At 43.2% G+C, this 6,941-nt stretch carries 6 protein-coding genes and 1 pseudogene; 6 read left to right on the top strand and 1 reads right to left on the bottom strand.

All coding sequences use genetic code 11. The features are described from left to right. From tuf to MSA64_RS11305, 5 genes and pseudogenes are all read left to right on the top strand, one after another. Positions 1-175, top strand: a pseudogene (gene tuf / locus MSA64_RS11325) (elongation factor Tu); the annotation flags it as partial. A gap of 192 nt (positions 176-367) precedes the next feature. Then, a complete protein-coding gene (locus MSA64_RS11320; RefSeq protein ID WP_334296347.1) occupies positions 368-1,222 on the top strand; it encodes a YitT family protein in 855 nt (284 codons plus the stop codon). A gap of 268 nt (positions 1,223-1,490) precedes the next feature. After that, on the top strand, positions 1,491-2,186 hold the full coding sequence (locus tag MSA64_RS11315) for a DNA alkylation repair protein (protein ID WP_154431587.1): 696 nt from the start codon (positions 1,491-1,493) through the stop codon (positions 2,184-2,186). 338 nt (positions 2,187-2,524) lie between these two features. After that, positions 2,525-3,877, top strand: coding sequence for an MATE family efflux transporter (locus tag MSA64_RS11310; protein ID WP_277663403.1), 1,353 nt, complete (start codon positions 2,525-2,527; stop codon positions 3,875-3,877). A 230-nt stretch (positions 3,878-4,107) separates the two neighbouring features. Beyond that, entirely contained in the window at positions 4,108-4,761 is a 654-nt protein-coding gene (locus MSA64_RS11305) for an SGNH/GDSL hydrolase family protein (RefSeq protein WP_287891656.1), read from the top strand. A gap of 295 nt (positions 4,762-5,056) precedes the next feature. Here the strand turns inward: MSA64_RS11305 and MSA64_RS11300 are convergent, their stop codons facing one another. Then, a complete protein-coding gene (locus MSA64_RS11300) occupies positions 5,057-5,680 on the bottom strand; it encodes a TetR/AcrR family transcriptional regulator (RefSeq protein ID WP_117525034.1) in 624 nt (207 codons plus the stop codon). Between the two features lie 364 nt (positions 5,681-6,044). Between MSA64_RS11300 and MSA64_RS11295 the strand changes: the two genes are divergently transcribed. Next, a partial coding sequence (locus tag MSA64_RS11295; RefSeq protein ID WP_287891655.1) for a YhgE/Pip domain-containing protein occupies positions 6,045-6,941 on the top strand: 897 nt, incomplete at its 3' end.

Raw genomic sequence — 6,941 nt, 5'->3', positions numbered from 1 at the left:
CGTAACAGGTGTTATCAGCCTGCCAGAAGGTACAGAAATGTGCATGCCTGGTGATAACGTAGAAATGACAATCGAACTGATCCATCCGATCGCTATGGAACAGGGTCTGACTTTCGCTATCCGTGAAGGTGGACGTACTGTAGGATCAGGACGTGTTGCTTCTATCATCGAGTAATCACTGATTAGCAGATAAAATTATATATATGGTTATCGCAAGATAACATTGTGTCCAAACGTAAGATACCCCGGAACCGCAAGGTTTCCGGGGTTTTTCTGTATGGGGAAAAGTTCTGGAATTTTCTGTTTCTTATCGTGAAGATCTGTACTATAATAGACTGGAAAAAATAAGCAGGAGAACTTAGAAATGATGAATCTAAAAACAGATTATAAAAGTATCATCAAAGAGACAAGTATATTAACGGTTGCGGTAGCCATTATTGCCGCGGCGGTTTATTTCTTTCTTGTACCGAGCCATGCTTCCGTAAGCAGCATATCAGGTCTTGGTATTGTGCTTTCGAATTTTATTCCCCTACCGTTGTCGGCGATTACGATGATTTTGAATGTGGTCTTGCTGATTATCGGATTTTTCACCTGTGGGAGAGAGTTTGGGGTGAAAACAGTATATACCAGTGTGATGCTTCCACTGTTTCTGGGTGTGTTTGAGAGGATTTTTTCGGATTTTGGCTCGATGACGAACAGCCAGGAGTTGGATGTGCTGTGTTATATTCTGGTAGTCAGTGTGGGACTGAGTATATTATTTAATCGCAATGCATCTTCGGGCGGGTTGGATATTGTGGCGAAGATTATGAACAAATATTTGCACATGGATCTGGGAAAAGCGATGTCGTTGTCCGGGATGTGTGTGGCGCTGTCGGCGGCACTTGTGTACGATAAAAAGACAGTGGTACTGAGTGTGCTTGGAACATATTTTAACGGGTTGGTGTTGGATCACTTTATTTTTGATCATAATATCAAGCGGAGAGTTTGTATCATTACGAAAAAAGAAGAGGAACTGCGCCAGTTTATCATTCATGATCTGCACAGTGGTGCGACAATCTATGAGTCGATCGGAGCCTATAATATGGAAAAAAGAAACGAGATTATTACGATTGTAGATAAAGGCGAGTACCAGAAACTGATGAACTACATGAACCGTGAAGATCCGAAGGCATTTATTACGGTATATACGGTGTCGGATATGAGGTATCAACCGAAAAGGTGATGAAAGAAAAAAATCGTCAAAAAGTTTACAAAGCAAAACGGATGGTCTAATATGGAACTATACGAAAATCTATAAAAAATAAGCCGGAAAGGAAGCAACGGACAACGTAAAGAGAAAAGGGAAAGAAATTGTAAAAAAAGGTTTTGCAGAAATTGGCGAGGAAACTAGAGCGTTTCATGCAAACCGTGGAGTGTCATCATGTATGCCTGGGAATAAACAAAGCGGAATGAAGGAAGAACCGGCAGAAAATACGAAGAAGAGAGGAAATATGAAAATGAAAACAGAACTGCAAAAACAGTTATTTGCATTGCAGGATCCTGGATATCGGGAATTTCATGCCAGACTGATTCCGGGAATTCCGAAAGAAGATATTATTGGAATCCGCACGCCGGTGTTGCGGAAGTTCGCCGGGGAATTTGCCAGAGATCACAGCCAGGAAGCCGAGGCGTTTTTAAAAGAACTGCCACATCGCTATTATGAAGAAAACAATCTGCATATGCTGCTGGTAACAAAGATCAAAGATTACCCGGAATGTCTGCGGAAAGTGAAGGAGTTTCTTCCATATATAAATAACTGGGCAACGTGCGATCTGCCGGCGCCGAAATGCTTCGAAAAACACCGGGAGGAATTACTTCCGGTGATTCGGGAGTGGGTGACTTCCACAGACACCTACACGATCCGGTATGGAATCGGGATATTGATGAGGCTGTATCTGGATGACGCGTACAGACCGGAATATGCCGATCTGGTTGCAAGGGTACGGTCGGAAGAATATTATGTAAACATGATGATTGCCTGGTATTTTGCGACAGCGCTTGCGAAGCAGTGGGATACGGTGATTCCATATCTGGAAGAACGGAAACTGGATCGCTGGGTGCATCAGAAGACGATTCAGAAAGCGGTGGAGAGCTTTCGAATCACACCGGAGCAGAAAGTATATTTGAAGAGTTTAACTATTCAGTAGCCATTATCCCGCGAGGTGTTTTGGCATAAATATGCCAAAATCCCGAGACATACAAGCAAAAATGCCATCACCGAAGGTGATTTTAAATGCATTTTTGCTCGTAACTGTGAAGGTACTGAATAGTTACGAAGAGTTTACGTTATCCAAGGAAATAAAAACAGGAAGAATATCGAAAAGTATCAAAACGCATAGAAAGTTACAGGAACAAAGAGAGAAATATAACTGGAAGATGCAGAAGCGGTACATAGAGATAACTGTAGAATAGCAAAACAGTGATGTAAAATAACAGAATCCGCTAAATAATAACAGAGCAGATTCATATGAAAGGAAGCGAAACAATGTCAACATCTATGACAAAGGGGAACCCGTTAAAACTGATGCTTCAGTTTGCACTTCCCCTTTTAATCGGAAATTTATTGCAACAGACGTATAATATTATAGATGCGGCGATCGTAGGACAGATTCTTGGGGCGAAAGCGCTGGCAAGTGTGGGAGCAAGCAGCAGTGTACAGTTTCTGGTTCTTGGATTCTGTATGGGATGCTGTACCGGATTCGGTGTACCGGTTGCCAAGTACTTTGGGGCAGACAAGATGGATACGATGAGAAATTATGTATTTAACGGTGCGGTACTGACTGGGGGAATCGGTGTGACAGTGACGATTCTTTGTTCTGTATTCTGTCCACAGATCCTGCATCTGCTGTCAGTTCCCGAGGATATCTTCCGTGGAGCCTATCACTATCTGCTGATTATTTTTCTGGGAATTCCATTTACCTTATTATACAATTATTTATCCAGTATTCTCCGTTCTCTGGGAGACAGCCGGACACCCTTTTTCTTTCTGGCATTTTCAGCGATATTGAATATCTTTCTTGATCTGTTCTGTATCGTGGTACTGAAATGGGGATGTGCGGGAGCTGCCGCTGCGACAATTACAGCACAGGCGATCAGTGGCATACTGTGTCTTGTTTTTATTGGAAGAAAGATGAATGTACTGCATCTGACAAAAGAAAACAGAATGGTAAATATAACGGCGGTAAAAGAACTTCTGGCGATGGGGCTTCCTACCGGACTGCAGTTTTCCATCACTGCAATTGGCAGTATGGTAATGCAGTCGGCAAATAACGGACTGGGAAGTGTGTGTGTTTCCGGATTTACCGCGGGCATGAGAATCAAACAGTTTGCGATGTGCCCGTTTGATGCAATTGCCACTTCGGCATCTGTATTCTGCAGCCAGAATATGGGCGCAAGGCAGCCGGAACGGATCAAGAAGGGATTGCGGCAGGGAGTCGCGATTGCAACGATATATGGTCTGCTGATCGGGCTGGTGCTGATCTTCGGAGGACGCACGCTGTCGATGATCTTTGTGAAAAAATCAGCAGCTGATGTCTTGGATGCATCAGGAAAATATCTGCGGTGTCTTGGATATTTCTTCTGGAGTCTCGGTATCCTGAATGTGAGCCGTATGGTGACACAGGGACTTGGATATTCAGGAAGAGCAGTACTTTCCGGTGTGACGGAGATGCTGGCAAGAACGATTGTCAGTTTGGGATTTGTCGGAGCCCTGGGGTATACGGCAATCTGCTTCGCGGATCAGGCGGCATGGATCGCAGCATGCTGTTACATAGCACCGACCTGCCTGCACTGCGTCAAAAAGGTGACGGGGATACTGGAAGGTAACGGCAACCGATAAAAAGAGTGAGAAGATAAAAGCAATATTTAGTTATAGAAATAGCCTATAGCTGGATATTGCTTTTTTCTATTAGACAAAGTCAGGAAAATTGTATATGATAATAAAAACATAAAAACATAGCGAAATAATAGGAATATAAAAACAATGAATATAGGTATGATTCAGCAGATCATGTTCTGCGAAGGTACTGAACAGTTACGAAGATATTAAAAAAGAAAGAAGGTGACAGAATGAAACAGATTTTGTGTTTTGGAGATTCGAACACCTGGGGATATGACGGAGAGAGCGGGGAGCGGCTGCCATTTAAAGTACGGTGGACAGGAAGATTGCAGAAGGCTTATGAAGGAAAAGATGTCCGTATTATCGAGGAGGGGCTCTGCGGAAGAACGACAGTGTTTGAAGATCCGTTCCGGCAGGGACGGAGAGGCACAGCACTGTTGCCGACATTACTGGAAACACATCATCCGGTGGATCTGGTGGTTCTTATGCTGGGGACCAATGATTGCAAAACGATCTTTGGTGCATCGGCAGAAGTGATCGGAAGAGGAATCCAGTGTCTGCTGGATCAGATTCAGACCTTTGCACCTCAGACAGATGTTCTGCTGATCTCACCGATCTATCTCGGAGAAAAAGTATGGCAGGAAAGATATGATCAGGACTTTTCGCCACAGTCAGTGACGGTGTCGAAGGAACTGGAAACAGTATATGAACGAATCGCTGCAGAAAGACAGATCGGATATTTGCGAGCTTCTGATTATGTGCAGTGCAGCGAGGCAGATCAGGAACATCTGAATGCACAGGGACATCAGATCTTCGCACAGGCAGTGTATGAAAAAACCGAGCGGATGTTGTGGAAGAGAAGTGGCTGGAGACAGGTGGTGTAGAAAGTGGAAAACGGCAGGTAATCCGCGGTCAATCATGAACACCAGGTGAACTATGAGGTATGAGTTCTGGCTGATTCCGAAACGTGATAGTCATAAGTACAGCTACAATCTGTAAACTTTGAAAGATGAGTGGCATGAAAGGCATAAACTAAAAGCAGATATGAACAGAAAGTTCCAGAGTTGAAATGAGTGTAAAAGCAGATTTCAACCCTGAAACTTTCTATTGATATCTGTATTTGTTTCAGTGGAATATTCTGTCAGCGGACAAAAATATTTTTGCAGATCGTCGTATTTCTCAGACTGTTGTCCTTTCCTGCGCAGAATTTAAAACTTTTGCTGCAAAATTACGAGGCGCCTCGGAAACAATATTATGAGTCAGATATGCCATGTGCTCCGGAGTATCGTCGGAATCACCGGTAAGCCAGCATTTGATCATTCCCACGCAGCCGTTGATGCAGAAAGCGTAGGCGTATTTGATGTCGTTGACATTCTGTGGGAACATCGTAAAAAGTTCCGGCAAAACAGCGTCCTCGACCAGTTTTTCAATCTTTTCCACAAAAGCCATATCGCCGTTCGGCCCCATCAGTGCCGCACAGATATCCTTGTTGGCAGCCAGAATCCGAAACAGCTGGATGGCAAAAGAATACCCTTCTTCTTTCATTCCCGGATCCAGCGGATGCTCTTTGATGGCTTCCAGAATATCTTCCATCAGTTCGCCCTCTATGCTCTGAAGCATCTGGTAAATATCTGTGTAATGCAGATAAAAAGTGGAACGGTTGATATCAATCTCATCCACCAGTTCTTTTACCGTGATTTCTTTAATATTTTTCTGCTGCATCAGTCTGGCAAGACCGGCGCGAAGCTGTGCACGGGTTTTTCGCACCCGGCGATCCATTTTTTCTCCTTTTTTCGTTTCCATAAAAATCCCCCTTTTATTGCATCTCCCGTATTTTCTCAAAGAGTTTTTTTGGTCGAGAAAACTTCCCGGGAAGATTTAAAATCATATCTGAAGAAAATATAAACAAAAATTTCTGAAATTTATTAGAAATTTTTAAGAATTTCAAATAGACATATATAATACAAAACGTCCAGTAATAAACGATTGAAAAGAAATGTGATGCTTGTATCTCTTATCTTTCTTTAGTATAATACATTCCGAAAAGAAAATCAACATATTGTCGACTAATAGCTTTTTAATCTACTAATAGAATAAAAAACGAATAATGGAATATACATCTATTAATAGAAAAAGTCGACAAATACATCAAAAAGGAAGGGATACAATGCTAAAACAAGAGTGGAAAAGTTTATTTCACAACAAGATTTTGCTTTTAGTAGTCATCGTAATTGCGCTGATCCCTGCGATTTACGCGGGGCTTTTCCTGGCATCCATGTGGGATCCCTACGGAAATGTGGATAAACTTCCAGTAGCCATCGTCAATGAAGATGAGCCAGCCGAGTACGGAGATACTACACTGACAGTTGGAGATCAACTGGTGGATAATCTGAAAGAAAATGATTCACTGGCATTCAACTTTGTAGACGCAGATGTGGCAAAGGAAGGTCTGAAAAATGGTACCTATTATATGGTAATTACCATTCCGAAGGATTTCTCTGCCAATGCGGCAACGGTCATGGATGATCAGCCGGAAAAAATGATCCTGAATTATGAGACGAATCCGGGAACCAATTACATTGCTTCCAAGTTAAGTGAAACGGCTCTGGGCAAGATTAAAACAAGCATCCGTGAGGAAGTAACCAAAACCTATGCGGAAGCTATTTTTGATCAGATCGGAACCGCCGGAGACGGTATGCAGGAAGCAGCCGACGGGGCAAAAAAGATCAAAGACGGTATGGACGATGCATCTGATGGTAATAAGAAAATCACAGATAACCTGAAAGTTCTGGCAGACAGTACCCTGACTTTCAAAGAGGGATCTGAGGAACTGACCGAAGGACTGAAATCATATACCGACGGTGTTTCACAGGTCAATGACGGAGCAAAACAGCTGGATGACGGTGTCAGCACATTGACCGCAAGTCTTCCGACACTGACTAACGGTGTGGATCGGCTGAACTCCGGTGTGAAAGAATACACCGATGGCGTAGCAACCCTGAACAGCAACTCCGAGGCACTGAACTCCGGAAGTAAACAGCTGGCAGAGGGAAGTGAGCAGCTG

Source organism: Oliverpabstia sp. (assembly GCF_022785585.1).
Taxonomy (GTDB): Bacteria; Bacillota; Clostridia; order Lachnospirales; family Lachnospiraceae; genus Oliverpabstia; species Oliverpabstia intestinalis.
Note: the sequence above shows the minus strand (reverse complement) of the source record. Positions and strands in the feature narration are given on the sequence as shown.

Excerpts from the sequence above, each read along its gene's own strand:
- MSA64_RS11320 (WP_334296347.1), top strand. The coding sequence starts at position 368 with ATGAATCTAAAAACAGATTATAAAAGTATCATCAAAGAGACAAGTATA.
- MSA64_RS11305 (WP_287891656.1), top strand. The coding sequence starts at position 4,108 with ATGAAACAGATTTTGTGTTTTGGAGATTCGAACACCTGGGGATATGAC.
- MSA64_RS11310 (WP_277663403.1), top strand. The coding sequence starts at position 2,525 with ATGTCAACATCTATGACAAAGGGGAACCCGTTAAAACTGATGCTTCAG.
- MSA64_RS11315 (WP_154431587.1), top strand. The coding sequence starts at position 1,491 with ATGAAAATGAAAACAGAACTGCAAAAACAGTTATTTGCATTGCAGGAT.
- MSA64_RS11300 (WP_117525034.1), bottom strand. The coding sequence starts at position 5,680 with ATGGAAACGAAAAAAGGAGAAAAAATGGATCGCCGGGTGCGAAAAACC.